Raw genomic sequence first — 259 nt, 5'->3', positions numbered from 1 at the left:
AGTCTAGCGCCATTAATCGCTGTTGCCATATTGGTTGTGCGCTGGACGTCACCCGGGCCAGGAATATTCCGACAGGTGCGGGTCGGGCGCAAGGGAAGGCCATTTCGCTGTTACAAGCTGCGAACCATGTTTTCGGGATCGCCGTCTGTCCCTACACATGAAGCGACAGCTTCGCTCATAACCCCGGCCGGACAGTTTCTGCGGCGGACAAAAATTGACGAGCTTCCTCAGCTTTGGAACGTTTTAAAAGGCGAGATGA

General features: G+C 54.8%; 1 protein-coding gene. It reads left to right on the top strand.

Annotation, left to right across the window (positions count from 1 at the left end; genetic code table 11):
• Nucleotides 1-15 precede the first annotated feature (15 nt).
• A partial coding sequence (locus NLU14_RS22340; protein ID WP_275710742.1) for a sugar transferase occupies nt 16-259 on the top strand: 244 nt, incomplete at its 3' end.

Origin of the sequence: Marinobacter iranensis (genome assembly GCF_029207565.1) — a bacterium.
Lineage (GTDB): Bacteria > Pseudomonadota > Gammaproteobacteria > Pseudomonadales > Oleiphilaceae > Marinobacter > Marinobacter iranensis.
This window is presented reverse-complemented; position numbering and strand designations above follow the sequence as displayed.